Raw genomic sequence first — 26941 nt, forward strand, 5'->3', positions numbered from 1 at the left:
TTGTCACTATTATTTTCCTGTTATTTCAGCATTAAAAAGGGTTAAACGGAAGCTTAAATCCGCCCTTTTTCTTAGCCTTGCCTTGCATACCTGACATCTGCTTCATCATCTTCTTCATGTCTTCAAATTGCTTTAATAGACGGTTTACCTCAGGTACTGAAGTTCCACTACCCTTTGCAATCCGCTTTCTGCGACCAGCATTAATGATTTCTGGATGCGTTTTTTCTTCCTTTGTCATTGACTGGATGATCGCTTCAACATGAGAAATTTGCTTTTCATCGATTTGCAGATTATTCAGGCCTTTAATTTTGTTCGCACCAGGCATCATCTTTAAGAGTTCATCAAGAGGCCCCATATTACGAACTTGTCCAAGCTGATCTAAAAAGTCATCAAATGTAAACGAAGCTGTACGCATTTTTTGTTCAAGCTCTTTTGCCTTCGCTTCATCGACATTTGCCTGAGCTTTTTCAATTAACGTTAAGACGTCTCCCATTCCGAGGATTCTTGAAGCCATTCGTTCAGGATGGAACGGCTCTATTGCATCCATTTTTTCCCCTAAACCGATAAATTTAATCGGTGTATTCGTTACGGAACGGATAGAGAGGGCGGCACCTCCTCGAGTGTCTCCGTCGAGCTTCGTTAAGACGACCCCTGTAAGCCCAAGCTGTTCATTAAAGCTTGAAGCAACGTTAACAGCGTCTTGACCAGTCATCGCATCAACTACAAGAAAGATTTCATCAGGGTTTGCGAGTTCTTTAATCTCTTTTAATTCTCCCATAAGGGCTTCATCGACATGCAAACGACCAGCTGTGTCAATTAGAACGTAGTCATGATGGTCCTCTTTCGCCTTTTGAATCGCTTGTTTCGCTATTTCTACCGGACTTACTTGATCGCCAAGTGAAAATACCGGCATGCTGAGCTGCTTCCCAAGCGTCTCTAACTGCTTAATGGCAGCAGGACGATAAATATCAGCCGCAACTAATAACGGGTTGCGGTTATATTTTTTTCGAATCAGGTTGGCAAGCTTCCCCGTGGTTGTTGTTTTCCCTGCCCCTTGCAATCCCACCATCATAATAACGGTTGGTGGACGGTTAGAGACAGCAATTTTGCTTTGCTCTCCGCCCATCAAGATTGTCAGTTCTTCTTTAACCACTTTAATGACCTGTTGTCCAGGTGTTAAGCTTTGCATGACTTCCTGACCAACAGCACGCTCGCTTACTTTTTTGACGAACTCTTTTACAACCTTAAAGTTAACGTCCGCCTCTAAAAGTGCTAAGCGCACCTCACGCATCATTTCTTTAACATCGGCCTCATTGACTTTCCCTTTGCCGCGAATTTTTTGGATCGTATTTTGCAGTCGGTCGGCTAATCCTTCAAATGCCATCTTAGGCCGCCTCCTAATCTAATTTCTCAAGCTGCGCTACTAGCCCTAGCTGTGTGTCATCTGATAAAGAATTCTTTAGCCTTACTAGCAGCTTATTCCGCTCCTGAAATTTATGGAATAATAATAGCTTTTCCTCGTATTCCTCAAGCATCGCTTCTGTGCGTTTAATATTATCATAGACCGCTTGACGACTGACATTGTACTCTTCAGCAATTTCGCCTAGCGAATAGTCGTCCAAATAATACAGGGACATATAGCTTTGCTGCTTAGGAGTAAGTAATGACTGATAAAAGTCATACAAATAATTCATCCTATTTGTTTTCTCCAGCATCGCTCATCCCCCTTTGTTAAGTGAAAAGCCTTTACATACTGTAGTTTACACAGAGAGACGTTTAATGTCAAGGTAGACCACGTGTTTCAAAGAAAAAGCCCGGGTATTTTTAACCCGGGCCACATTCGTTTACTCTTCTAGTTCTTTATCAACTATATCTGCAAATAATCCGTATACGTATTGTTCAGCGTCAAACTGTTGAAGGTCATCCATTTTTTCACCAAGACCTACAAACTTCACAGGAATTTTTAACTCATTACGAATGGCCAATACAATTCCACCCTTCGCGGTTCCATCAAGCTTTGTTAACACAATTCCGCTAACATCTGTCGCTTCCTTGAATGTTTTTGCTTGGACCATCGCGTTTTGACCAGTCGTAGCATCAAGGACAAGGAGTACTTCATGAGGGGCACCTGGAATTTCACGTTCAATAACACGCTTTACCTTTTCGAGCTCCTTCATTAGGTTCACTTTATTTTGAAGTCTTCCAGCTGTGTCACACAATAGAATATCTGCGTTTCTGGACTTGGCTGCTTGAACGGCATCGTACATAACCGCAGCTGGATCGGAGCCAGCACTTTGCTTAATCACTTCCACTCCGACTCTTTCTCCCCACACCTCAAGCTGTTCAATTGCCCCGGCACGGAAGGTATCTCCGGCTGCTAACAACACTTTCTTGCCTTCACTTTTATATTTATGTGCAAGCTTTCCGATTGTCGTTGTTTTTCCGACACCATTTACTCCAACGAACAAAATAACCGTTAATCCATCTTGGATATTAATCGTATTAACTTCTTCTTCCTCATCACCTTTATAAATGTCAACAAGCTTCTCAGAGATGACGGCCTGAACGGCCGCTGGGTCTTGAATGTTTTTACGCTTAACTTCCATTTTTAGTTCATCAATCAGTTCCATAACGGTATCGAAGCCCACATCGGCCCCGATTAAGATCTCTTCAAGCTCCTCGAAAAAGTCTTCGTCAACTTTCCGATAGCGAGCGACTAGATCATTAACTTTGCCTGAAAAATTGTCTCTCGTTTTTGTTAAGCCATCCTTAAACTTTTCGGTTACTGCATCCGTTTGCTTTGTAATTTTTTCTTTTAGCTTTTTAAAAAAACTCAAAACTCACACGTCCTTTACGTTTCGATCAATTCTTTTGTTTCTTCCAATCTAACAGAAACAAGCTTTGAAACCCCCGACTCCTGCATCGTTACCCCGTAAAGCACATCCGCTTCTTCCATTGTGCCTTTCCGGTGGGTAATAACGATAAACTGAGTTTCGGCACTGTATCGTTTTAAATATTGGCTAAAACGATATACATTGGCCTCGTCTAAGGCAGCTTCAACTTCATCGAGAATACAAAATGGTACAGGTCTAACTTTCAAAATGGAGAATAGTAGAGCAATTGCTGTTAGCGATCGCTCTCCACCGGATAAGAGCCCTAAGTTCTGCAACTTTTTCCCTGGTGGCTGTGCAACGATTTCTACCCCTGTATTTAATAAATCTTCTGGGTTCGTTAACTTCAAGTCGGCTCTTCCACCGCCAAACAGTGCTTGGAAAACAAATTCAAAATGCGAACGAATTCCGTAGAAGGTTTGCTCAAATCTCTTCTTCATTTCTTCGTCCATTTCATCGATGACCTGGAACAATGTATCCTTCGCTTCTTGTAGATCATTTTTCTGCTCGAGCAGAAATTCGTAGCGTTCAGAGACACGCTCATATTCTTCAATAGCACCGATGTTTACGACTCCGAGCTCTTCGATTGCCAGACGAATTAGCTTTACTTTTTTACGAGCTTCCTCAACCGGTAGAACAAGCGGATACTCCTCTTTCGCTGCTTCAAATGACAGCAGATACTCTTCGCGGAGGTGAGACAATCTGTTTTCTAACTCCACATCAAGACGCCCTAGCTTTACTTCTTCATCCTTAAGCGCAAGTGTTAAACCCTTATGCTGCCTTAAAAGCTCTCTTAATTCAAGCTCAGAATCCTCTAAGGTACTGTGAAGCTTCAATCGTTCTTCACGGCGTGAAGAAATCATAGAGATCGTTTCATTTTTATCTTGCAGCTTTTTGGAAGCCTCTTGTTCCAAGAGCTGTTCGCCTGAACTACTAGAATTCATCTCCGTTGATAACAAGGATAAATCCTCTTCGTACGTTTCATGTCGTTTCGTATGCTCCAAAAGAGATGCTCTTGTTGCCTCAAGCTTTTCGGACAACCCGTGATGCTGCTCCATTAGTGCAGCAAGTTTCACCTTCAGTTCCCCAATTTCATTGACCACTGATTCTTTAGAACTATTTTGCAAAGATTTCTTTTCTGATAATGATTGAATTTGCCTATCAAGTTCGGCTAGTTCATTCGCATACGTTGATAGTAATTCTGTTAACTCCACTTTACGTGAAGACAACTGCGTCTGGTCTTGTAAAAATTGAGACATGTCGAGATCATAGATTTTTAGCTTTTCATTGATATTTTTTTCTTCAATCTCAATTTCTCTGAGGTCACCCTTTTTCGATTGCTCAAGAAGACGAAGATCTTCCCCTTGTTTTCGGAGATCTTCAAGCTTTTGCTCCTGAGTTGTGATAGAGAATTTAAGCTCCTTCACCTGCGCCTCTAGCTCATGTGTTTGAGCTTCCATTCCCACTAGTTTACCTTTTAACTCTTCAAGCTCACCTTTACGGCTAAGTAGCGAAGAAGTATTTGCCTTTACTGCACCACCAGTCATCGAACCACCTGGGTTTACGATATCCCCATCTGTCGTAACAAATCGACAACGGTATTGTAAAAGCTTAGCAAGTTCGTTCGCACCCTTTAAGTCCTTCGTAATGACCACCGTACCTAAAAGATTGGAAAAGATTTCTTCATATTTTTGATCAAATCCAATTAAATCCTTCGCTACTCCTACATAAGATGGATGGCCTTTTATTGCCTGAAGTTGACTACTTGAGAGACTCTTCCCTCTTATGACACTAAGAGGTAGAAATGTTGCTCGTCCAAAGGAGTTTTGCTTTAAATAGTGAATTGCTTTTCTCCCATTTTCCTCATTCGCAACGACTACATGCTGCATTGCAGCACCTAAAGCAGTCTCAATCGCCACTTCATACGATTTCGGAACTTGGATAAGCTCGGCGACCGCCCCTTCAATCCCAGAAAGCTTGCCACCTCTTGCCTTTAATACTTCCTTTACTCCTTGGAAAAAACCAGAATAGTCATCTTCCATCTCTTCTAGCATATCTTTTCTAGATTTTGCTTTTTGTAAAAATTGATACGCTTGATAAAGCTGCGTTTCTTGCTTTTGGTATTTATTCTTCAAGTTTTCTAACTTATTCTGCTCTTCTCTAAATACATGTACTTGCTTTTCAAGATTTTTTTGAACACCCGCAATACTAGCTTCAATTTCCTGCTTACGAGTGGAAATAACAAGTCTTTCTTGAAGATATTTTTCGTTATCCGCTTCTAATCTTGTGTTTTTTACACCTTGCTGTCCAAGCTGCTTTTCTGTGTTTTGAAGCTCATTCTTACTAGATGCTTGTCTGTTTAATATTTCTATATAATCACTTTTTAATGATTCGATTCGCTCTTCAATATTCTCACTAAACGACGCGAGAACATCCTGCTTTTCTTTTAACCGTTTTTTAAGAGAGAGTACCTCATCATTCATACGCTGATAGCTTTCCTCTTGCTCAAGTTGAAGCGAGGTTAATTCTTGGATTTTCAGAGAAACTTCTTCAATGCTTTTTCTAAGCTGCTCTTTGTTTTGCGAAGCATTTTTCTTTCTCTCTTTTAAAACCTCTTTCCTGCCTTCAACCTTTTCAAGCTCCTCGCTTACACGCAGTAAAACATCCTGCAAATCGGTAATTGATTCATCAAGGGCCGCCATATGATCTCTCATTTCAACAATCCTAGCTTCCTTTGATTGAAGAACGGTAGATAATTTCAATTCATCCTCTTTATGCTGTTCAAGCTGTCTAGTCAGCTTTTCCCATTTTTCATGAAGATCCTCAATTTCTTGAACCGTCACCGCAACTTCTATCTTTTCTAGCTCTTCTTTTTGCTGTAGGAAATCCTTTGCAATCGACGCTTGAATTTTAAGTGGCTCTACTTGCGTTTCTAATTCATGCAAGATATCACTCACACGATTTAGATTATCCTGAGTTTCTGTTAGCTTTGACTCAGCTTTCTTTTTACGATTTTTATACTTTAAAACACCAGCAGCCTCTTCAAAGATTGTTCTTCTTTCTTCGGCCTTGCTGTTTAATATTTCTTCTACCTTTCCTTGGCTAATGATCGAAAACGCTTCTCTCCCTAAACCAGAGTCCATAAACAAATCAACGATATCTTTTAGCCTGCATGTTTGCTTATTGATTTGAAACTCACTATCTCCAGAGCGATACACACGTCTAGTGACACTTACCTCATTGTATTCAATCGGTAAGGCTTGATCTTCATTATCCAGCGTCAACGTTACTTCGGCAAAATTCAATGCTTTTCGCGAATCACTACCAGCAAAGATAATATCTTCCATCTTTGAGCCACGAAGCGATTTCGCTGACTGCTCTCCTAACACCCAACGAATCGCATCGGTGATATTACTTTTTCCGCTTCCATTTGGACCAACCACTGCTGTGACACCCGGGACAAAATCGACCCCAATTCTCTCAGCAAACGACTTGAATCCGACTACATCCAAACGTTTGAGATACACAGCTTTTCCCCCTTTATCTCTACTCCTGTTGTTTTTCTTCTAGCTGTTCTTTTGCTCCATTAAGGTGAGATTTGATCTTCTCCAAAGCCATTTGTGCAGCATGCTGCTCCGCTTCTTTCTTTGATCTCCCAGTACCTTGTCCAAGCTCCTCGTTGTTTAAACAAACCTTTGAGACAAACTCTCTGTTATGGGCCGGTCCTCGCTCTAGTAAAATTTTGTATTCAATCGTACCAATTCCATCTCTTTGTACAAGCTCTTGTAGTTGACTTTTGAAATCCATCACATGAGAAAAAGCACCTTCGTTAATTTTAGGAAATACAACTCTTTCTAAAAATCCAATTACAGTATCAATTCCTTTGTCCAAAAAGAGTGCACCAATAAATGCCTCAAACACATCCGCTAACAGGGCTGGACGCTCACGACCTCCTGTCATTTCTTCCCCTTTCCCAAGAAGCACTAGCTTCCCAAAAGAAAGTTCATTTGCAAACCTTACTAAAGAGGGCTCACAAACAACGGCTGCACGAAGCTTCGTCAACTCCCCTTCACTCATCATCGGATATTTCTTGTAAAGGAATTGTGAAACGGTTAATTCTAATACAGCGTCTCCTAAAAATTCAAGCCTCTCATTATCTTCATAAGGCTTTCTACGATGCTCATTCACATATGATGAATGGGTAAATGCTTGTTTTAATAGCTTCTCATCTGTAAAATTAATTCCTTGTTCTGCTTGGAATTCTTTAAATAATTTATCATAAGAGCGAAAGCTACGTTTCTCTCTTTCTTTTCCGTACTTGCTCATTTTGCCTCCACCTTGCTAATAGTTTACATACCATATCAAGTTTACGTAAAAGTTCTTAAAAACGCAAAGGAAGATTGAAGGTTTTTCAATTTTTCTTATAAGAAAAGCGGAAGCGCCCGTTTAGCAACGTATGGACTGGAGAGCTTCGACTGAGATAAAGGAAACACGGAGAGCGCAAGCGATTCGATGTTGACTTATCGCAGGGAGAAGATCGAAGTACACTAGTTGCTGGGCGCTGGAGCTGGACAATTTTCGAAGTGCAATATTTTATACTTTCTGACCTTCATGAAGAAAGCCCCGCATAGCTGCGGAGCTTTTTCATAAATTCTAACGATTATTGAGTACTTTTTATGTAATTCACAGCGTCACCCACTGTAGAAATCTTTTCAGCATCATCGTCAGAGATTTCCATATCAAACTCGTCTTCTAATTCCATAACTAGTTCTACTACGTCAAGGGAATCAGCACCAAGATCATCCTTGAAAGAAGCTTCAAGAGTCACTTGATTTTCTTCTACTCCAAGTCTGTCAACGATAATCTTCGTTACGCGCTCTAATACATCTGCCATGCTTTTCACCTCCCCTCAAGGGACATTATAGTGTATTTCCAACAATTAATAAATGTTGAATTTTCGGTTACATGACCATTCCGCCATTTACATGTATCGTTTGTCCTGTAATGTAGCGACTGTCATCAGATGCTAAAAACGTAACTGCATGGGCAATATCTTTTGGTTCACCAAACTTAGCCAGTGGAATCATTTTTAACATTCCCTCTTTAATCTCATCGGTTAGCTTATCGGTCATATCCGTCGTAATAAAACCAGGTGCTACAGCATTAACCGTAATCCCACGAGGAGCAAGTTCCTTTGCCGTCGTCTTCGTTAGTCCGATTACCCCAGCCTTTGCCGCCACATAGTTGGCTTGACCAGCGTTCCCGCTTTCCCCAACAACCGAGGAAATATTAATAATTCTGCCACTCTTCTGCTTCATCATTTGACGAGTTACAGCCTTTGTACAAAGGAATACACCTTTGAGGTTTGTATTAATAACATCGTCCCATTCGTCTTCCTTCATACGCATAATTAGGTTATCTCTAGTGATTCCTGCATTGTTCACTAAAATATCAAGACTTCCCCAACGATCTATCGTTTGCTTCACCATCTCCGCAACTGACTCTCCATTAGCAACATCGCATTGAACGGCAAATGCTTCTCTTCCAAGACTTTGAATTTCTTGAACCACTTCATTTGCACGAGCTTCACTTCCAGCGTAGTTAACTGCAACATTGGCGCCAGCTTTCGCTAGTTCAATAGCAATGTCTCTACCGATTCCACGTGAAGCACCTGTAACAAGTGCCACTTTTCCTAAAAGCTTCATACTGTTCTCTCCTTTAATGCATTAATCGTTGCCAGTAGCGTTTCTTCATCAGAAATTGAATAGGTTTGAACAGAACGGTCCACTTTCTTTACCAACCCAGACAACACTTTTCCAGGTCCGATTTCAACAAATGTATCTACACCCAGTTCAATCATATGTTTCACGCTATCTTCCCATAACACAGGAGAATATAGCTGTTCAAGCAATCGCTCTTTAATTTCCTCAGCAGCTGTTATTTCTTGTGCATTTACATTTGCGATGACAGGAACAGTCGCTTGACTGATTGATATTCCGTCTAACACTTCACGTAAACGACCTGAGGCTGGCTTCATAAGCTGCGAATGAAATGGTCCACTAACCTCAAGGGGAAGAACTCGTTTTGCTCCAGCTTCTTTTGCAAGTTGAGAAGCAAGTTCTACTCCTTTTCTAGAGCCTGAAATAACGATTTGGCCAGGACAATTCATGTTTGCTAGACCTACTATATCTCCTTCAGCCGCCGCTTTTTCTACCGCTTCTGCCAACGTATCACGGTCTAGACCTAATACAGCCGCCATTGTACCTTCCCGGTTGGGTACAGCTTCTTCCATAAACTCACCACGTTTACGAACAGCGTACACTCCATCCTCGAATCCAATCGCTCCAGCAGCTACCAATGCTGTGTATTCACCTAAGCTATGTCCAGCCATATAGTCTGCTTTTATCTCAGCTTTCTTGAATTGCTCAAATAACGCAATGGATGTTGTTAAGAGCGCTGGTTGAGTGTTAGTAGTTTTCGTTAACTCCTCTTGCGGACCTTCAAAAATAAGATGGGATAGTGAAAACCCTAATTTACTATCCGCTTGTTCAAAAACAGATTGAACTTCCTTGTTTGTCTCTGCATAGACTTTTCCCATTCCAACTGTTTGAGAACCTTGTCCAGGAAAGATAATCGCTAATTTACCCATAGTTACTCCTCTCTTGCTTCTGTGTATTTTGATATGGCCTCTTTAATCGTAGGCGCAACCTGTTTTTCCACCATATCCCTAGTTTGTCGAATTGCATTGTAGACAGAATTTGCATCAGACGATCCATGAGCTTTAATGACAGGTGCCTTTAATCCGAACAATCCCGCACCACCATACTCTGAATAGTCCATCTTTGCTTTTAATTGCATAAGGTCTGGCTTTAGAACAGCTGCTGCTATCTTCGTCTTCAAAGAGCTATACAAAGTTGTCTTAAGCATTTTAAATACGGATAAAGCTGTTCCTTCGATTGTCTTTAATACCATATTGCCAGTAAATCCATCGGTGACTACTACATCTGCCACACCATCAAGCAAATCTCTAGCTTCCACGTTTCCAATAAAATTAACAGGTGCTTCCTTTAGAAGATCAAAAGCAAGTTTGGATAACTCATTTCCCTTTTTCTCTTCTGTTCCGATATTCAAAAGCCCAACTCTTGGATTCTTTACCCCTCTAACGTTTTCAGCATAAATGGAACCCATGATAGCATTTTGCAATAAGTGCTCAGGCTTTGCGTCAACATTAGCACCCACATCAAGCAAAAGAAATCCTTCGCCACCAATTGTTGGTAAGGTTGGAGCTAATGCTGGTCTTTCAATTCCTTCAATACGTCCTACTACGAACAAACCAGTCGCCATTAGAGCCCCTGTATTACCAGCAGAAATACAACCATCTGCCTCTTTGTCAGCAACAAGTTTTGCAGCTAGGACCATGGATGAGTTCTTCTTCCGTCTCACCGCTTTTACAGGCTCATCCGTGGCTAAAATAACCTCTTCTGTATGTATAATCGATATTCTGTCGTGTGGTGTGAGATGCTCCTTAATTTTGGCTTCATCACCGACTAAACATATATGTATATCATCAAATGCTTGAACGGCCTTTATCGCTCCTAGAACGATTTCTTTTGGAGCATGGTCGCCTCCCATTGCATCAAGGGCCAATTTCATTGTTATTCATTCCTTATGTCATTTTTTATAGCGATACATTTCAAACTCACCAGTAAATACTAATTCATTATTCACAAAACTATTGACTTCCACAAGAGTTCTACCTTTTTCTTCATCAATTCGTAACACTTTTGCTTTTGCAATGACACGTTCATTTTCCTTAACCGATCTGGTAAATTGGATATTTGCCTTTGCCGTTAAAGCCAGTTCATCATTAATCACTGCAACTGCTAATGAGTTAGCTTGAGCAAAAACGTGGTGACCCCTTGCGATTTGGTTTCTCTTAAACACATGTTCATGCTTGACATCAAAAATAGAGATAGCCGTTTGGTCAAGCTCAATATCAATAATTTCACCAATCACTTCATCGATTGGTAAAGAACGTACTTCATCGTCAAACCGCTTTTCAGCGACATTCTTTATTCTTTCCCGTAGCTCAGGAATCGATAACTCTAACCGATCTAACCGGATGGTTTGTACGCTAACCGTAAATTGGTCAGCAAGCTCCTCATCGGTAATAAACGGGTTTTCTTTTATTGTTTCTATTAAAAGACGTTGACGTTCTTTTTTACTTTTTCTCATATGTAAAACACCGTCCGAAGTATTAAGACTAGGTACTAATAGTAGTATATAAAACAAAAAAGCAGATTGCAACAAACTTTTTTTTGCAATCTGCTTTTTATTAATCTAGCTTTTCATTTTCCAATACACCGGAGTCTGCAAGTTTTGAACGCAGCCCAGCGAATTCATTCTCTTTCCAAAATTCCTCTGATTCTATTAAGACCATGGCGTCATTTCTAGCAGTTTCTAACGCTCGATAATCATGGACCATATCAGCTACCTTAAACTCAGGAAGGCCACTTTGCTTTCGACCAAAAAAATCTCCAGGTCCTCGTAGCTCCAAGTCCTTTTCACTGACAACGAAGCCGTCGTTTGTTTCGGTCATAATTTTCATCCGTTCTTTCCCAACCTCTGTTTTTGGATCAGCCAGAAGGACACAATACGATTGTTCGCTTCCTCTCCCCACTCGTCCCCGTAGCTGGTGAAGCTGTGCCAATCCAAATCTTTCAGCATCATAGATGACCATCATTGTTGCATTAGGAACATTTACTCCCACTTCTACAACCGTAGTTGACACAAGGACTTGATATTGGTTCGAACTAAATGCCTTCATTACTTCATCTTTCTCATCCGAACTTAGTCTTCCATGCATCAAACCAACTTGATATCGATTGTGAAAGTATGTTTGTAAGGCCACATGAACATCAATCGCATTTTGTACATCAAGCTTGTCCGACTCTTCGATGAGTGGACAAATCACATAGGCTTGTCGTCCCTTTTCAAGCTCTCTTTCCATAAAGGAGAGGACGCGATCAAGCATATCTGCCTTTGCCCAATACGTTTCAATCGCTTTACGACCTGCAGGCATTTCATCAATGATAGACACATCCATCTCTCCAAACACCGTAATCGCTAGTGTACGTGGAATGGGAGTAGCGGTCATAAAAAGGACATCCGGGTTCTCTCCTTTTTCACGTAAAACTCGTCTTTGCTCCACGCCGAAACGATGCTGTTCATCAGTAATGACAAGGCCAAGTTTGGCAAATACGACTTCATCCTGAATTAATGCGTGTGTCCCAATTAATATGTGAATTTCACCGTTTTTTAATCGTTCTAACACTTCTCTGCGTCTTTTTCCCTTCACTGAGCTCGTTAACAGTTCAACTGATAATCCAACAGGCTCTAATAACGACTTTAACGATTCCATATGCTGTTCAGCTAATATTTCTGTGGGCACCATTAAAGCGCCTTGATATCCGGCTGTAAAACTTGAAAAAAGAGCAATAGCAGCAACGACTGTCTTCCCAGAACCTACATCTCCTTGTAGCAAACGATTCATACGGTATGGAGATTTCAAGTCCTTTAACACCTCATTTACCACTCGCTTCTGCGCATTGGTAAGCGGGAAAGGTAGATGATCTATGAAGTTCTTTACTTTATTCAAGTCATAGTTTTGCGGAAGTCCCTTAGAGTTCTCCCTTTCAAACTTTCGTAACGCTTGCATCTTTAACTGAAAATGCAAAAATTCTTCATAAACAAATCTTCTACGAGCTTTTTTTACATCTTCTTCATTTAGCGGATTGTGCATGGAAAGCAACGATTCCTTCCGATTTCCAAGCTTATATTTGCTAATCATTTTTTCAGGAAGGGTCTCTTTAATATCCTTTCCATACTGAGAGAATGCTAGATTAATAAATCTTCTAAGACCTTTAACCGTCACATCTCCTTTTACACTATAAACAGGAACAAACTTTTTTTCTGATTCATTTGATCCAATTTTTGCTTGAGAGGCTGTGATCATTTGGCGATGCTGATCCCATTTACCGGTTACGGTAACCATTTCATTTACTTGAAACTTATTTTTCAAATAGGCCTGATTAAAAAATACTACTTGAATCAAATATCTCTCTACTAGCAATCGGATGGTTAGTCTTGACCGCTTCTTCCCATAATACATAAGAGAAGGCTCACTATGAACCTTCCCTTCTACGGTAATCCTCTCGTCATGCTTCACTTCTGTTAAGTCGCGTAGGCGATAATCTTCATAACGATATGGAAAATATTCAAGTAAATCTTCAATAGTCACTATTCTCATTTCAGCTAGACTTTGAGCTGTCTCAGCACCGATTCCTTTTACAGCTGTTACGGATTGCCTTAAATTACTGTTGTTGTTCTCCATGAACATGCGGTATTCCGAAAATTTTCGCTTCCAGTCTGCGACCTGTCGGAGTTGCCGCCAACCCTCCCTGCGCCGTTTCTTTAAGAGCGGTAGGCATCGTTTGACCGATTTTATACATCGCATCAATTACTTCATCACATGGTATTCGACTAGTGATTCCTGCTAATGCCATATCCGCTGCCACCATTGCGTTTGCAGCCCCCATTGCATTCCGTTTTACACAAGGGACTTCTACTAAACCAGCAACGGGGTCACACACTAATCCTAACATATTTTTCAACGTGATCGCCATAGCTTCTGCACATTGTGCAGGAGTTCCACCAGCCATTTCTACAATGGCAGCTGCAGCCATTCCAGCTGCTGATCCAACCTCTGCTTGACAGCCCCCTGCAGCTCCAGAAATTGACGCATTGTTAGCAACAACAAACCCAAATGCTCCGGATGTAAATAAAAAGGCTATCATTTGTTCTCTCGTAGGCTGTAGTTTATCTCTTACAGCAAACAAGGTTCCTGGAACTACACCTGCTGAACCTGCAGTAGGTGTGGCACAAATCGTCCCCATTGCCGCATTCACCTCATTTGTAGCAACTGCCTTAGAAACGGCATCGAGGATCGTGTCTCCACATAATGATTTTCCAGACTGAATATACTTTTGCAGGAGCACGGCATCTCCACCAGTGAGACCCGAATGGGATCTAACCCCATTAAGGCCACGTTCAACAGCTTGCTCCATCACAGTCAAATTCACATTCATTTGCTCTAGTATTTGTTCTTTTGTTCGACCGGTAACTTCCATTTCTTGTTCAATCATGATATCTGATATTTTTTTATTTTGTGTACTAGCGAGCTCTACTAGCTCTGCGACATTGCGAAACATGATGTACACTCTCCCTACGTTCTATTAATCTATTTTTGAAAGCGCTACCATAAAATTCCTCTTCTATTCGACAATTTTGGCAACCTTTACTACATGGTCAAGCGCTTCTAATTCTTTAATCACTGAATCGTCAATATTCTGATCCACTTCAATCGTCATTAATGCAAGCATCCCTTTTTCTTTCCTTGAAACTTCCATATGCCCGATATTTAGCTCGTGTGAAGCTAATATATTTGAAACACTGGCAATCGCACCAAAACGGTCATTATGAACGACTAAAATCGCGGGATGGTGACCTGATAACCTAAGCTCAAAGCCATTTAACTCCGTGATTTCGATTTTGCCACCGCCAATAGAGATTCCTACTAATTCTAACTCACCTTGATCGTCACCAATGAATACTTTAGCTGTATTGGGGTGTTCTGGAATCGCTTCTTCTTCAATGAATGTAATTTGCATACCGTTTGATTGCGCGATAGAAATGGACCCGATAATCCGTTCATCAAAAGTATCAAAGTCTAACAGTCCACCGATTATTGCTACATCTGTTCCATGGCCTTTATATGTTTGCGCAAAAGAACCATAAAGAGAAATTTTTGCCCACTTTGGCTCACGACCAAAAAGGCTTCTTGCTACTCTGCCAATTCGTGCGGCCCCTGCTGTATGTGAGCTAGAAGGACCAATCATTACAGGTCCGATAATATCAAAAACACTTTTGTACTTCATCACTTTTCCCCCTTGTGGAGAATATCCTATTTACACTTAATGGATTCCCACATTGTATTATACATTATTGTATGAAAAAATCATTGTAGTTTCTTCTATTTCCACTATATACAAAGTGGATTTTTTCAAATGAAAGGAAGCACAGCTTTAAGCCATGCTTCCATAATGATTATTCAACCGAGAAAATGAATGCATATAACGGTTGTTTTCCATCGTGGATTTCGATTTCAACTTCTCCGTAATTTGCTTCTACATACTCGACAATCGTATCTACATCCGCGTCTGTAGCATCTTCGCCTTTTAAGATTGTTAAAATCTCAGTGTCTTCATCAAGAAGCTGATCTAGGAGTTTCGTTGCAGAGACCACTTTATCTTTATCCTTTACAACGATTTTCCCCTCGGCAATTCCCATGAAGTCATCTTTTTCAATCTCAAGACCATCTATACTTGTATCACGAACGGCATACGTAATTTGGCCTGTTTTGACATTTTGTAAAGCGTCCGTCATGCCCTCTTTATTACCATCTAGGTCTGCACCTGGGTTAAAGGCAAGAAGAGCAGACATTCCTTGTGGAACCGTTTTAGAAGGGATGACAATCGCATCTTCTTCTGTAACTTCAGCCGCTTGTTCAGCTGCCATGATTATGTTTTTGTTATTCGGCAAAATAATAACTTTCTTTGCATTCACTTCTTTAATGGCCCTAACGATATCCTCTGTACTTGGATTCATCGTTTGTCCACCTTCTATAACAGCATGTGCACCGATACTCTTAAACAATTCTGCAATTCCTGAACCCATAGAAACGGTTACAATACCATACTCTAACTTTTCCTTCGGCTTTGCAGGAGCACTTGGTTTTTCATACGTATCCGATAACAAATTCGTATGCTGCTCACGCATATTTTCAATTTTTAGGTTGACTAAGCTTCCATAGGTTTGTGCATACGTTAGCACATTTCCCGGATACTCTGCATGAATATGTACTTTGACAAGCTGATCATCAGATATAACCAAGAGAGAATCACCGTGCTGACTTAAATCTTGACGGAAGGTTTGCTCGCTAAATGGTTTAGAATGGAGTTTCTCGTCGTCCAACTTGACCATAAATTCTGTACAATAGCCAAACTCGATGTCTTCGGTGTTCATATGGCTTTGTACACTTTTGTGATGTTCTGCATTGACTAGGTCATCCATTGAAGATGCTAGTGTAGGACCTTCTGGTAATTTTTCTCCCTTTAGTACCGCTAGGAAGCCTTCATAGACAAACACAAGCCCTTGACCGCCACTATCAACTACTCCTACTTCCTTTAAAACCGGTAGAAGATCAGGTGTACGCTTTAAGGATGCCTTTGCTTCTGCAACTACTGCCTCCATAACTGTAACAATATCATCTGACTTTTTCGCTGCTTCAACTGCTTGCTTCGCAGAGTCTTTTGCAACCGTTAAGATTGTTCCTTCTACAGGCTTCATAACCGCTTTATAAGCAGTAATCACTCCTGCATCAAGAGAAGCGGCAAATTCAAATGCATTGATGCTAGCTTTTGTTTCGATTGCTTTCGAAAAGCCTCGGAAAAGCTGGGATAAAATAACACCAGAGTTTCCTCTTGCACCCATCAACAATCCTTTGGAAAGCGCAATACCAACCTTTCCAATATGGTCTTGAACATTATTTCTAACTTCCTTTGCTCCAGAAGTCATCGATAAGTTCATATTTGTTCCAGTATCACCATCTGGAACGGGAAACACGTTCAGCGCATCCACATATTTTGCATTAGAGGACAAGTGATTCGCTCCTTGTAACACCATTTCAGCGAAACGTTTTCCATCTAAAGATTTAATTGACACAAGTCTTTCCTCCTCACTAATGTTCGTCACTACGAACGCACTGCTCAAGGAAGTCTAAGTTTCCTCGAGCAACGCATTTTACTTACGGGTTCGTGACGCGAACACCTTGAACGTAAATATTAACAGAGTCAACGGCAAGGCCAACTGTTTTGTCTAAGGTATATTTCACTTTTGATTGTACATTATGTGCAATCTCAGAAATTTTTGTACCATAGCTAACAATTATATACATATCAATATGTACTTCATCATTTTCCTGACGAACAATTACACCTCTAGTAAAATTCTCTCTTCTTAATATTTCCGTAAGGCCATCTTTTAGTTGATGTTTTGAAGCCATTCCTACTATACCGTAGCAATCAACAGCTGCTCCTCCAGCGATTGTTGCAATTACTTCATTTGAGATATCAATTTGTCCGAAATTTGTTTTCAGTTCGATGGACATAAATGCTTCCCCCTTTGGAATTTGCTCCTTAACTACAGTCATTTTACTATATGGACTTCAAATTTAAAAGTCATATTCCCCGCACTTATAATAGAGCCTTAAGATTTTACCTATGTCAAGGAAATTTTCTTGAAACCTTTTGTTAGAACTGTTGCATTCCGAATGGTTGTATGATAAATTATTAAAGTATCTTTTAATGCTTGAAAAACGGACAATCCGCTATTTTCACATTAAATAAAACTTGAAAGCAATTTTACATTGCATTTTAAAGATGAACAAATAATGCTTCACCTTTGATAGTAAGGAGGGAAATGTATATGCCACGTAAATGTGTTGTAACTGGTAAAGGAACTCGTTCAGGTAACGCACGTTCTCATGCTATGAACGCTAACAAGCGTACTTGGGGTGCTAACCTTCAAAAGGTACGTATTCTTGTAGACGGAAAGCCTAAGCGTGTTTGGGTTTCTGCAAGAGCACTTAAATCAGGTAAAGTTGAACGCGTATAATGTATAAAGAGTATCCATCTGGATGCTCTTTTTCATTTCCTTTTAAAACTAGCCTTCCCCTTAAACTTTAGAAATAGACTTTTAATTATTCACAAAAAAAATACACCGATGCGAATCTTTTCCATCGGTGTACATTGGTTTTTTAAGGTTGTCTTTCTTGAAAACGTGTTACAATTACCACTTTGGATTAGCCCTTTTTAAACGTACCCAGCATCGCGCGGACAATGCCGCCTAAAAATTTCGGCAATTTAATCGTGTAAAATCTCATAATGTCCCTCCTCACCATCTCACGCATGAACAAGTTTCAGAACTCTCATTATCATATTCAAAATATAAAGATAAGTACTCAATATAAGGAAGTTTAATCGCGACTCCTTATCACCATTAATATGCCTTCCGAAAAAGATATAGTACCAATATCAGAAATTAGTTCATTGCTAATACATAGAGTGGAATGAATCGGAATATGGCGAAGCGTTAGAGGATACTTAAAACCAACAAGGGTTAACCCCTCCACCTCTTCATGAAAAGGAATAAAAGAAATATAGGTGTACTCATCATTTCTTTCTATTGTATGTGTGCCTGCTTGTATTAATGAAATGATATTTTGACGATCAATGAGTTCAATCGGGACTGATTTTTGTAGAGCCATTGGTTTTAAAAGCAGTTGTATATTCGCAAAGAAATGATCCAGCCTTCCACCGGTAGCACCAAAGATTCGAATTTTTTTCGGAGCTTGTTTCATTGCCCACGAAAGCGCAATTTCCATATCCGTTTCATCTTTTTCTGGTGGAAACGTAAATAACTCATCAACATGTTTCTTAATAAACGCCAGCTCTTCTTCCTTCACAGAATCAAAATCACCAAAGGCTTTATCAACAAAGATCCCCTCATTTATTAGGGTTAGAACTCCACGATCCACGCCTACCCACTCTCCACTATAGGAGTGAAGTGAAGGGATATGGTCTTGTGGACCACCTGCTAAAATATTGATCTCCATTTTGGATCCTCCTTGTAATCAAGGAAAGGCTAGCTTCTAAAAAGCTAGCCGACATTTTTATCCTCTTATTTTTTCTATCGCTTGTTTTCTATCTTTTTCGTTGTATATGGCAGATCCAGCTACGAGGACATTCGCACCAGCTTCTACACACTTCCTTGCCGTTTCTTCGTTCACTCCACCATCTACTTCAATTTCAACGGATAACCCTTTTTTATCAACAAGTTCTTTTACCTGTCTAATTTTCGGCAGTACTTGCTCAATAAATTTCTGACCTCCAAAGCCAGGATTAACCGTCATTAACAGGACCATATCTATATCCTCTATCACATGTTCAATCGTTTGAACAGGGGTTGCAGGATTCAGAACCACTCCTGCTTTTACACCAAATGACTTAATATAGTGGATGGTCCGATGCAGATGTTTACAGGCTTCTACATGAACAGTAAGATAATCGGCTCCCGCATTAGCAAAGGCTTCAATATACTGATCAGGATTATCAATCATTAAATGTACATCAAGCGGAAGTTTCGTAATTGGTCGAATCGCTTCTACAATCAGGGGACCAATTGTAATATTAGGCACAAAATGACCATCCATAACATCCACATGGATATAGTCTGCTCCCCCTCGTTCTACATCTTTAATTTCTTCTCCCAGTTTTGAAAAATCAGCTGATAGTATGGAAGGCGCAATTTTCACCATAATTAATACCTCGGCTTTCTCTCTTTAATTTCTTGAACAAAAAGCTCATAATGCTCATATCGATACTCAGGAAGTTCTTCCTTTGTTACCGCTTCTTTTACCGCACATTTAGGTTCTTTTAGATGAATACATCCTCGAAATTTACAGTTTTCACTTAACTTTTCAATTTCAGGGAAGCAATAGTTTAAGTCCTCCACCTCAATATCTGTAAATTCAAGTGAACTGAAACCTGGAGTATCTGCCACTAACCCTTCCCCAATTTTTATCAATTCAACATGTCTCGTAGTATGTTTTCCTCGACCGAGATGTGAGGATATATCGTTTGTCTTAAGTTCTAAATCTGGTCTAATCGCATTTAGAAGCGATGACTTACCGACCCCTGACTGCCCAGCAAATACGGATATGACACCTTTTAAATGCGGGAGCAGCTGCTCTAATCCATCCTCGGTTTCAGATGAAGTTAAGATCACTTCATAACCCGCATTCGTATATTGATTACGGTATGTTTCCATCATTGCTCTTTCATCGTCATTGGTTAAATCCATCTTTGTAATGCAAATAATTGGCTTAATACGGTTGAATTCAACTAAAACCAAAAAGCGGTCGAGCAACGCGGTACTAAAATCAGGCTCAACAGCCGAAAATACTAATATTGCCTGATCGACATTAGATATTGGTGGTCTTACCAGCTCGTTTTTTCGATCCTTCACCTCTAAAATATAGCCCTCAGATTCATTTTCTGCTTGGAAAACTACTTCATCTCCTACAAGAGGGGTCACTTTATTTAAGCGAAATACCCCTCTTCCTCTGCACTGAATCACTTGATTATCATCTGTGAGAACATAATAGAACCCACTTAATGCTTTAATAATTTTGCCTTCTGGCATACATACACTCCTTTAACAGAATGTGAACGACTAGTTCCTATCTCCAATTAGTTTGAAGGGTATGGAACTGGTTGTTCATCGATAACTTCACCGTCCCTTTGAACTCTGTAACTCGCTTGCTGACCGGGAGCGATAATTAACTGAATGGTTCTAGTCTCTGTCTTTGTAATTTCAAAGGTTTCTACAGGCTCTGAAATATTGTGCTCCATATCCTCTATATAGATTTGGACAACTTGCGGATTTCCTTCAACCAACGGCTGGTAAGGGATGGTAATTTCCCTTGTCACTTCTTTCGGAATTTCCTTTTTTCCTTTAGAGAGAACTACGGTCACTTTAGATCCTTTTTGTAAATCTGTACCTGCAATAGGCTTTTGCGAGACAACTAACCCTTCCGCTAATGTATCGCTATATTCGCCCTCACTTGCAATTTCTACATATAATCCTGAGGATTGTGCATACTCTTGGATTCCTTTTTCATTGTAACCTGAAAGATCCTTGAGCTTTATTAACTGCGGCCCCTTACTAACGGTAAATTTCAGTTCCGTATCTGCCGGAATAATTTCTTCCCCGCTTGACGGATCTTGTGAGATGATTTGTCCCACTGGGGCAGAATCATCGTAAACTTCCGTTTTTGAAATGTCTTTAAAGCCCCTTGCTTTTAATAAATCAATTACATCATCATATTGACGTCCGGTATAATCTAGCAAAGTCCATTTCTCTTTACCAATACTCAAATAAAGGTCCACTTCCTGCCCTTCTTTTACCGTTTTCCCTTCTTTAGGGTTTGTTTTTATGATAAGTCCTTCCTCTACTTCTTCATCTGTAACTTCAATCGTGTCACCAATTTTCAACCCTTGCTCCTGAAGAATATCCATTGCCTCATCTAACTCTTTTCCAGCCACATCAGGAACTAACACGTCTTTTGGTCCTAATAACTTAGGTAATACCGTTACAGTTAAAACAGAAAGGATTACCAATATAAGAAAGATAGATACGAGTACAATTGGCCATTTTCTCTTCTTTTTCTTCTTCTTTTTATCTCCGTCTTTGTCCGTTGTCGGTTGAAGAACAGGATGCTCTTTACTATGTACGAGTGTCTCATCCGAAGTTAGATATTGATCAGCCGTAATGACTGGAATTGCTTTTGTCGCATCATCATCAATGGGAAGAGCAAACTTCGGCTCATCAATTCGATCTGAATCGAGTGCGGTTACTAGATCCATCTCCATATCTTCTACACTATCATATCGATGAAAAGGATCCTTTGCCGTTGCTTTTAAAACAATATTTTCTACACTTTGTGGAATTTTTGGATTCCATCTTCTTAACGAAGGTGTTTCTGATTGTAAGTGTTTCAAAGCAATAGAGACGGCTGACTCACCTGAAAATGGAAGCCTTCCTGTTAACAGTTCAAACATAACAATTCCAAGAGAATAGATATCTGATTTACGGTTTGCCATTCCACCTCTTGCTTGTTCTGGAGATAAATAATGGACGGAGCCAAGCACTGAGTTTGTTTGCGTTATACTTGTCGCACTCATTGCCATAGCAATGCCAAAATCCGTAATTTTCACATTTCCTTCACGATCAATTAAAATATTATGTGGTTTAATATCTCTATGAACAATGTGATTTTGATGAGCATGTGAAATAGCGGAGGTTAACTGCTTCATAATATTAATGGCATCTTCTACGTGTAACGATAGCTGCTGCTGTATGTATTGTTTGAGAGTTTGCCCCTCCACATACTCCATAACAATATAATAGATAGAATCTTCTTCACCCACATCGTATATACTAACAATATTCGGATGAGCCAAGCTCGTTGCGGATTGTGCTTCTCGGTGAAAGCGTCGAATAAATTCCTCGTCATTCGAAAAATCAAGTCTCAGTACCTTAACAGCCACGTCTCGATCTAAGATCATATCATGTGCAAGATAAACATTGGCCATTCCACCGCCGCCAATCATCTCAAGCACTTTATAGCGGCCACTTAAACGCTTACCGATTAGCATGAATCCCCACCCCAATCATCGCCAACGTCAAATTGTAAAATGACCAAGGTAATATTGTCCTCACCACCATGATTATTTGCAAGGTTGATAAGTGTGGTTGCCTTTTCCTCTAAATTTTCAGTATTTTTTAAAATACTAACCATTTCATCGGTCGAAACTTTATTAGATAAACCATCAGAGCATAAAAGGAGGACATCTCCTTCTTCAAACATGATGGTACGAATATCCATTTTTATTTCTTGCTCCGTTCCAAGAGCACGTAAAATAACATTTTTACGCGGATGATGTTCTGCATCCTCTCTTGAAATCTGCCCCGTTCTAACAAGCTCATTCACAAGTGTATGATCTTCTGTTAACTGCTGGAAACCTGTATCATTTAAAATATAGCAGCGACTATCACCAATATTCAGCACCGTTGAAAACAATGGCGTAACAATGGCAGCAACCACTGTTGTTCCCATTCCTTCGCACTCGGCATGTTGCTGTGAATGCTGGAATACTACTTGGTTGATATGAGGAATACTGTTTCTTAGCCAGTCCTCAGCATGAGAGGCCGTTTCTATTCCACTTGAATCTTTCCACATCTCTTCTAAATGCTTGATTGCCATGGAACTGGCGACATCTCCTGCTCGATGTCCACCCATTCCATCTGCAACCACACATAGATGCTGCCCGTCACGATTGATAAAGATTCCCCCACTGTCCTCATTATGCTGGCGGATCCGACCTCGGTCTGTTTTAAATACCGCTTTCACCTATTGTCACCTCGTCTCTTCTTTTCGTTCCTTTGCACGAAGCTGTCCACATGCTGCATCAATATCATGACCGTGCTCTCTTCGAATCGTTACGTTTACTCCATGATTTTTCAACGTTTTTTCAAATGCAAAAATTTGCTCTCTAGGTGTTCGAACGTAATCTCTTTCCGGCACATAGTTTACTGGAATTAAGTTCACATGGCATTTCACACCTTTAATCAGCTTCGCTAGCTCTTCGGCATGTTCAACCTGATCATTTACGCCACCAAATAGCCCGTATTCAAAACTTACTCTTCTTCCTGTCTTCTCAATATAATAACGGACAGCATCCATTAAATCAGGGAGCTTATACGCACGGTTAATAGGCATTAAACGACTGCGAATTTCCGTATTTGGTGCATGAAGTGAAATCGCAAAGTTAATTTGCATATTTTCATCGGCAAATTGATAAATCTTCGGAATAATTCCACTTGTTGATACCGTAATATGTCTTGCTCCAATATTCAATCCCTTATCATGGTTGATAATCTTCAAAAATGAGAGCATATCATTGTAATTATCAAAAGGCTCTCCTATTCCCATAATAACGACAGAGCTTACTCTTTCATCTGTTTCATCTAATGCTTGCTGTACCTTTACTACTTGAGCAACGATTTCCCCTGCTTCTAGATTTCGTTTTAATCCACCTAATGTTGATGCACAGAAAGTACATCCAATTCGGCAGCCAACCTGTGTGGTTACACACACCGAATTCCCATATTCATGCCTCATAAGGACTGTTTCAATGGAGTAACCATCATGTAGTTCAAATAAAAACTTAATTGTCCCATCTGATGATTGTTGTTGAATAAGCGTATTTAGTGTGGTTAGTGAATAATGCATTTCTAACGTTTCACGTAGAGTTTTTGAGAGATTAGACATATCTTCAAAACTTGTCACTCTCTTTTTGTATAACCAATCAAAGATTTGCTCGGCACGAAATGCCTTTTCATTATGTTCTACTAACCACGCTTTTAAATCGTGTAATTCTATAGAGTAAATGGATGGCTTTTGCACGGATGTTTGTTCTTTTTCAATTGTTGTCTGTTCCATTTCTTTACACCTTCTTCCTTAAACTTGCAATATAAAATCCATCTGAACCAAAATCTTGAGGGAAAATCTGAAGTTGAAAGTCTGTCATCAGTGGCTGTATGGCCTTAGGCATCCTCTCAATAACCGAAAGGTCTCCTTCAAAGTCTGTATGCTTTTGTAAAAACGCTGCCACTACTTCTTCATTTTCAGAGCGATCGATTGTACATGTGCTGTACACCAACGTTCCACCTGGCTTTAACAGTGGAGTAACAGAATCTAATAACTGCAACTGAATACTCTGAAGACGATTTAAATCTTCTTCTTTTTTTGTATATTTCATATCTGGCTTTCTTCTCATTACACCCAGACCAGAGCATGGGGCATCAAGCAAAATCCGATCAAACGTCTTACCCTCAAACTCTTCTTGAACTTTTCGACTATCCATAGCTTTAGTTTCTATATTTTTCAATCCAAGTCGGGTAGCATTTTCATTAATCAACTTCACTTTATGCTCATGAAGATCTAATGAGATAACTTGTCCTGTTTCTTCTAGCTTTTCAGCGATATGAGTCGACTTTCCACCAGGAGCGGCGCACGCATCTAAAATCGTTTCATTTTGTTCGATTCCTAATGCATATGCTACAAGCATAGAACTTTCATCCTGTATCGTTATCAATCCTTCTTTAAAGCATTCCGAATGGGCAATATTTCCTTTTAGGCATTTAATGGCTTCAGGAACAACCACACTTTCCTCGACTTGAAAGCCTTCTTCGGAAAGCCTTTTGATACAAGCTTCCCTGGTGATTTTATTTGTATTAATACGTGCCGTTTGCATGGGTGCTGTTAAATTGATCTCACACATCTCTTTTGCTTTATTATACCCAAATTGTTCGGTCCATCTTCTTACAAGCCAAGTAGGATGACTGGTTTCAATGGATAATCGCTCGACTTCATCCTTAATGTCATTCATTTCCCGAATGCCCTCACGTTGTAAAGAGCGGAGAACGCCATTAACCATCCCAGATATCCCTTTATGACCTCTCTTTTTCGCAATTTCGACTGCCTCATGAATGGCTGCACGGTCAGGTATTTTATCTAAATAGAGCATTTGATATAACGTCATTCGCAGTAGCTGCTTCACCCAATTTTCAAGCTTTTTGGGATTTTTAATAAAAGGCTCTAAATAATAATCAAGAGTCATTTTTCTTTGTAATGTTCCGTATGTTAATTCTGTTAACAATCCGATATCCTTCGTTGCGATTTGATTCTTTTTAATCACATTGTTTAATAGAAGATTGCTATATGATTGATTTTTTTCGATTTGCTCTAGAATGGATACAACACTTTCTCGAACATTTGATTTTTCTGTCATTCACTTACTCCTATACGATCTCCAACCTTTAAAAATGAACCTGCCCCACGTAAAAATTGATCAGCTGTCATTTTCTTTTTACCAGAAGGCTGGAGCTCAAGCACTTTAATGGCTGTATCATTACCAGTTGCAACAACAAAACCATCTTCCTCGATTGCAATAATCTCTCCTGGATCTGCCTTTTTCGCAGCCTTTACTTTTGTCGCCCACCATAATTTCATCACTGAATCTGAAAGGCGGGTGTATGCCACTGGCCATGGGTTCATGCCCCTAATATGGTTGTAAATTTCTTCTCCTGTTTTAGACCATTCAATTTTCTCTTCCTCGCGCTTTATATTATACGCAAATGTTGCTTCCTTCTCATTTTGGGGAATTGGTTCTAGCTCCCCTTTAATCAGTCTTGGCAATGTGTCTAACAATAACTTCGAGCCTGCCTCACTAAGCTTATCATGCAAAGAACCAACCGTATCTGTTTCTGTAATTTCAACTTCTACTTGTGTTAAAATATCCCCTGCATCCAGCTTTTCTGCCATATACATGATCGTAATTCCAGTTTTTTCTTTACCTTGAATAATAGAGTAATGAATGGGAGCCCCTCCACGCAACTCTGGTAACAGAGAGGCATGAACATTAATGCATCCGAGCGTTGGCGCTTCTAACAGCTCCTTCGGAAGGATTTGTCCGAACGCAGCCGTTACGACTAAGTCAGGCTTTAAGCTTAATACTTGATCTAAATCCTCTCTGACACGAATCTTTTCAGGTTGAAGAACTGGAATACCATGCTTTTCCGCTTCCACTTTTACAGGTGGTGGAGTAAGTACTCTTTTTCTTCCAACTGGACGGTCTGGTTGAGTAACTACACCGATCACTTCGTATCCTGCTTCTATTACACTTCTTAAAACAGGAACAGAAAAATCAGGAGTACCCATAAATACTATTTTCGTCATTCGCTTTCGACTCCCTCTAACTCTTCTTCAGTTAAATACCTAGTGACTTTGGATGTAAATAGAATGCCATGCAGATGATCGATTTCATGAAGAAGCGCACGTGCTAAAAAATCTTCTGCTTCGATCACAAACGCTTTCCCTTTTCGATTTCGAGCTTTGACCTTTACAAAGTACGGTCTGGTTACCTCTCCGTAAACTCCTGGAAAACTCAGACAACCTTCCGGGCCTGTTTGTTCGCCGGACACTTCTAATATTTCAGGGTTAATTAGTTCAATCGTTCCTGATTCATCGTCTATATCAACGATGGCAATTTGTCTTGCTATGCCAATTTGAGGGGCTGCAAGACCTACCCCATCGAATTCAATCATCGTATCGTACATATCGTTTAGTAGCTTTTCTAGTTTTTTATCAAATACCGTTACTCTCTCACATTCTTGTTCAAGTACCTCTGCAGGATGAGTAACTAGCTTCTTTACCGTCAAAATACTTCCTCCGATTTTTTCATATT

The 26941-nt window shown here is 40.0% G+C and carries 26 protein-coding genes; 1 reads left to right on the forward strand and 25 read right to left on the reverse strand.

Annotated features, from left to right (window positions below; translation table 11 throughout):
* Positions 1 to 31: 31 nt before the first annotated feature.
* From ffh to M3175_RS05760, 15 genes are all read right to left on the reverse strand, one after another.
* Positions 32 to 1384, reverse strand: coding sequence for a signal recognition particle protein (gene ffh, locus M3175_RS05690; RefSeq protein ID WP_251515767.1), 1353 nt, complete (start codon positions 1382 to 1384; stop codon positions 32 to 34).
* Positions 1385 to 1397: 13 nt separating this feature from the next.
* Positions 1398 to 1715 (reverse strand): putative DNA-binding protein, encoded by a 318-nt coding sequence (locus M3175_RS05695; protein ID WP_251515790.1) that lies wholly within the window; start codon positions 1713 to 1715, stop codon positions 1398 to 1400.
* Positions 1716 to 1844: 129 nt separating this feature from the next.
* Positions 1845 to 2837: a signal recognition particle-docking protein FtsY gene (gene ftsY, locus M3175_RS05700; RefSeq protein ID WP_251515791.1), complete on the reverse strand. Its 993-nt coding sequence runs from the start codon at positions 2835 to 2837 to the stop codon at positions 1845 to 1847.
* 14 nt (positions 2838 to 2851) lie between these two features.
* Positions 2852 to 6418 (reverse strand): chromosome segregation protein SMC, encoded by a 3567-nt coding sequence (gene smc, locus M3175_RS05705; protein ID WP_251515794.1) that lies wholly within the window; start codon positions 6416 to 6418, stop codon positions 2852 to 2854.
* Between the two features lie 19 nt (positions 6419 to 6437).
* Positions 6438 to 7217 (reverse strand): ribonuclease III, encoded by a 780-nt coding sequence (rnc, locus tag M3175_RS05710; protein WP_251515796.1) that lies wholly within the window; start codon positions 7215 to 7217, stop codon positions 6438 to 6440.
* 334 nt (positions 7218 to 7551) lie between these two features.
* On the reverse strand, positions 7552 to 7785 hold the full coding sequence (locus M3175_RS05715) for an acyl carrier protein (protein WP_119707510.1): 234 nt from the start codon (positions 7783 to 7785) through the stop codon (positions 7552 to 7554).
* A gap of 67 nt (positions 7786 to 7852) precedes the next feature.
* Positions 7853 to 8596, reverse strand: a complete 744-nt coding sequence (gene fabG / locus M3175_RS05720) for a 3-oxoacyl-[acyl-carrier-protein] reductase (protein ID WP_251515798.1) — start codon at positions 8594 to 8596, stop codon at positions 7853 to 7855.
* A complete protein-coding gene (gene fabD / locus M3175_RS05725; protein WP_251515800.1) occupies positions 8593 to 9540 on the reverse strand; it encodes an ACP S-malonyltransferase in 948 nt (315 codons plus the stop codon). The genes fabG and fabD overlap by 4 nt, the downstream gene beginning before the upstream one ends.
* Before the next feature lie 2 nt (positions 9541 to 9542).
* Positions 9543 to 10544 (reverse strand): phosphate acyltransferase PlsX, encoded by a 1002-nt coding sequence (gene plsX / locus M3175_RS05730; RefSeq protein ID WP_251515802.1) that lies wholly within the window; start codon positions 10542 to 10544, stop codon positions 9543 to 9545.
* Between the two features lie 18 nt (positions 10545 to 10562).
* Positions 10563 to 11126, reverse strand: coding sequence for a transcription factor FapR (fapR, locus tag M3175_RS05735; RefSeq protein WP_251515804.1), 564 nt, complete (start codon positions 11124 to 11126; stop codon positions 10563 to 10565).
* A 100-nt stretch (positions 11127 to 11226) separates the two neighbouring features.
* Positions 11227 to 13284 (reverse strand): ATP-dependent DNA helicase RecG, encoded by a 2058-nt coding sequence (recG, locus tag M3175_RS05740; RefSeq protein WP_251515806.1) that lies wholly within the window; start codon positions 13282 to 13284, stop codon positions 11227 to 11229.
* Positions 13265 to 14161 carry an L-serine ammonia-lyase, iron-sulfur-dependent, subunit alpha gene (gene sdaAA, locus M3175_RS05745; protein WP_251515808.1) on the reverse strand — a complete coding sequence of 299 codons (897 nt, stop codon included), beginning with the start codon at positions 14159 to 14161 and terminating at the stop codon, positions 13265 to 13267. Before sdaAA ends, recG begins: the two co-directional genes overlap by 20 nt.
* A gap of 63 nt (positions 14162 to 14224) precedes the next feature.
* Complete coding sequence (sdaAB, locus tag M3175_RS05750) at positions 14225 to 14887, reverse strand: L-serine ammonia-lyase, iron-sulfur-dependent subunit beta (protein ID WP_251515810.1); 663 nt, start codon at positions 14885 to 14887, stop codon at positions 14225 to 14227.
* A gap of 169 nt (positions 14888 to 15056) precedes the next feature.
* Positions 15057 to 16733 (reverse strand): DAK2 domain-containing protein, encoded by a 1677-nt coding sequence (locus tag M3175_RS05755; protein ID WP_251515812.1) that lies wholly within the window; start codon positions 16731 to 16733, stop codon positions 15057 to 15059.
* Between the two features lie 82 nt (positions 16734 to 16815).
* A complete protein-coding gene (locus M3175_RS05760; RefSeq protein WP_119707502.1) occupies positions 16816 to 17178 on the reverse strand; it encodes an Asp23/Gls24 family envelope stress response protein in 363 nt (120 codons plus the stop codon).
* A gap of 317 nt (positions 17179 to 17495) precedes the next feature.
* Between M3175_RS05760 and rpmB the strand changes: the two genes are divergently transcribed.
* A complete protein-coding gene (gene rpmB, locus M3175_RS05765) occupies positions 17496 to 17684 on the forward strand; it encodes a 50S ribosomal protein L28 (RefSeq protein ID WP_066053137.1) in 189 nt (62 codons plus the stop codon).
* A 187-nt stretch (positions 17685 to 17871) separates the two neighbouring features.
* Here rpmB and spoVM read toward each other — a convergent pair whose 3' ends face one another.
* From spoVM to def, 10 genes are all read right to left on the reverse strand, one after another.
* A complete protein-coding gene (gene spoVM, locus M3175_RS05770; protein ID WP_019381739.1) occupies positions 17872 to 17952 on the reverse strand; it encodes a stage V sporulation protein SpoVM in 81 nt (26 codons plus the stop codon).
* 93 nt (positions 17953 to 18045) lie between these two features.
* Positions 18046 to 18684, reverse strand: a complete 639-nt coding sequence (locus M3175_RS05775; RefSeq protein ID WP_251515814.1) for a thiamine diphosphokinase — start codon at positions 18682 to 18684, stop codon at positions 18046 to 18048.
* A 57-nt stretch (positions 18685 to 18741) separates the two neighbouring features.
* Positions 18742 to 19386: a ribulose-phosphate 3-epimerase gene (gene rpe, locus M3175_RS05780; protein WP_251515816.1), complete on the reverse strand. Its 645-nt coding sequence runs from the start codon at positions 19384 to 19386 to the stop codon at positions 18742 to 18744.
* 2 nt (positions 19387 to 19388) lie between these two features.
* Positions 19389 to 20273, reverse strand: coding sequence for a ribosome small subunit-dependent GTPase A (rsgA, locus tag M3175_RS05785; protein ID WP_251515818.1), 885 nt, complete (start codon positions 20271 to 20273; stop codon positions 19389 to 19391).
* A 47-nt stretch (positions 20274 to 20320) separates the two neighbouring features.
* Complete coding sequence (gene pknB, locus M3175_RS05790) at positions 20321 to 22288, reverse strand: Stk1 family PASTA domain-containing Ser/Thr kinase (protein ID WP_251515820.1); 1968 nt, start codon at positions 22286 to 22288, stop codon at positions 20321 to 20323.
* Entirely contained in the window at positions 22282 to 23043 is a 762-nt protein-coding gene (locus M3175_RS05795; RefSeq protein ID WP_251515821.1) for a Stp1/IreP family PP2C-type Ser/Thr phosphatase, read from the reverse strand. Before M3175_RS05795 ends, pknB begins: the two co-directional genes overlap by 7 nt.
* 6 nt (positions 23044 to 23049) lie before the next feature.
* Positions 23050 to 24135: a dual-specificity RNA methyltransferase RlmN gene (gene rlmN, locus M3175_RS05800; RefSeq protein WP_251515822.1), complete on the reverse strand. Its 1086-nt coding sequence runs from the start codon at positions 24133 to 24135 to the stop codon at positions 23050 to 23052.
* A 4-nt stretch (positions 24136 to 24139) separates the two neighbouring features.
* Entirely contained in the window at positions 24140 to 25486 is a 1347-nt protein-coding gene (gene rsmB / locus M3175_RS05805; RefSeq protein WP_251515823.1) for a 16S rRNA (cytosine(967)-C(5))-methyltransferase RsmB, read from the reverse strand.
* Positions 25483 to 26433 (reverse strand): methionyl-tRNA formyltransferase, encoded by a 951-nt coding sequence (gene fmt, locus M3175_RS05810; RefSeq protein ID WP_251515824.1) that lies wholly within the window; start codon positions 26431 to 26433, stop codon positions 25483 to 25485. The genes rsmB and fmt overlap by 4 nt, the downstream gene beginning before the upstream one ends.
* Entirely contained in the window at positions 26430 to 26915 is a 486-nt protein-coding gene (gene def / locus M3175_RS05815; protein ID WP_251516278.1) for a peptide deformylase, read from the reverse strand. Before def ends, fmt begins: the two co-directional genes overlap by 4 nt.
* Between the last annotated feature and the right edge of the window lie 26 nt (positions 26916 to 26941).

The sequence above is a fragment of the Robertmurraya korlensis genome (genome assembly GCF_023715225.1).
Classification (GTDB): Bacteria; Bacillota; Bacilli; order Bacillales; family Cytobacillaceae; genus Robertmurraya_A.